Origin of the sequence: Methylobacterium sp. P1-11 (genome assembly GCF_008329595.1) — a bacterium.
GTDB lineage: Bacteria > Pseudomonadota > Alphaproteobacteria > Rhizobiales > Beijerinckiaceae > Methylobacterium.
Genome location: NZ_NPKS01000087.1, coordinates 1 through 1,402, shown reverse-complemented (window position 1 = coordinate 1,402; position 1,402 = coordinate 1). Strand labels below are relative to the sequence as shown.

Here is a 1,402-nt window from a genome sequence, read left to right as displayed (position 1 = left end):
GTAATTACCCAGGGGGTATCCGGCGACTGCGGCTCGCATCGTGCGGGCGTTCCCCTCTTGCAGAGTTTGGATTTCGCTGATTCCTTCGTGGGATGGGGCGCAGCGATCTTGAGCGGTTGAGCCGCGAGGAGCTGATTGAGCTGGTGCTGCGGCTGCAGCGTCCGGACAAGACCTCGCGCACGTCCTCGAAGCCACCGTCGACCGACCGTAAGGAGCGCCGCGAGCAGTCCAAGCCCAGCGGGGCCAAGCCCGGGCACGAAGGCCACAGCCGCGTGATGAGCGAGGATCCCGACGCGGTCGTCGAGCATCGTCCCGACCGCTGCGCGTGCTGCAGTGGCGCCCTGCACGAGGATCTTTGCGCCGAGGTCGTCAGCGTCTCCGAGCGGATCGAGCTGCCGGCGGTGATGCCGGTCGTCACCCAGCATCGACGGCTGGCCGTGCAGTGCCCGACCTGCGGGGCGCGCGTGGTCGCGCCGGTTCCGGAGGCAGCGCGTGGCACCCCGTTCGGCCCGCGGCTGCATGCGGTGGCGACCTATCTCAAGACGTTTCAGGCGCTGTCCTACGAACGGCTCCAGGCGGCCTTGTCGGATCTGTTCGGTCTGACGCTCAGCCAGGGCGGGCTGATGAACCTGCTCCAGCGCGCGCAGGGCCGCTTCCGCTCCGGTCGCGAGAAGGCCGTGTCGACCCTACGCCGGGCCGCGGTGGTCGCGTCGGACGAGACCGGCGTGCGGATCGAGGGCAGCAACGCCTTCCATTGGGTGTTCCACGCGGCCGACGCGGTGGTGCACACGGCCTCGCCGACGCGCGGCGCTGTCGTAGTGCGGGAGATGATGGACGGCCACCGGCCCGCGGTGTGGATCTCGGATCGCTACACCGCCCAGCAGGGTCATGCCGCCGAACACCAGACCTGCCTCGCCCATCTCGCCCGCGACGTCGCCTACGTTGTCGAGGCGAGCGACGATCCGGTGCCCTGGCGCCTGCAGCTCTGGCTGCAATCCGTGTTCGCTGTGGCCGAGCGTGTCACCACCTTGGCCACCTCGACACTCGCCGCCAAGCGCCGGAGCCTGGATCGACAACTCGGGGCCATCCTCGCCACACCGAGCCGCTGCGACCTGACCCGCGATCTGCAGGCCAAGATCGGCCGGGCCCGCGGTCAGCTCCTGGTGTTCCTCGCCCACCCCGGCTCGGTCGAGCCGACCAACAACGGCTCGGAGAGGCTGCTGCGTCCCTCCGTCATCCAGCGCAAGATGACCAACGGCTACCGCGCGATGTGGGCTGCCGAGGGCGAGGCCGACATCCGCACCGTCGTCGATACCGCCCGCCTCACCGGGACCAGCCCGTTCGCCACCATCCTCAAAACCGTCAGCGCCTAAATCACACCGCCACAGGGGTGGGTAATTAC

The 1,402-nt window shown here is 69.1% G+C and carries 1 protein-coding gene; it reads left to right on the top strand.

All coding sequences use genetic code 11. The annotated features are described in order from the left end of the window. Positions 1 to 92 precede the first annotated feature (92 nt). Entirely contained in the window at positions 93 to 1,373 is a 1,281-nt protein-coding gene (locus CIW48_RS32795; RefSeq protein WP_149314504.1) for an IS66 family transposase, read from the top strand. The last annotated feature ends 29 nt before the right edge of the window (positions 1,374 to 1,402 follow it).

Excerpts from the sequence above, each read along its gene's own strand:
- CIW48_RS32795 (WP_149314504.1), top strand. The coding sequence starts at position 93 with ATGGGGCGCAGCGATCTTGAGCGGTTGAGCCGCGAGGAGCTGATTGAG.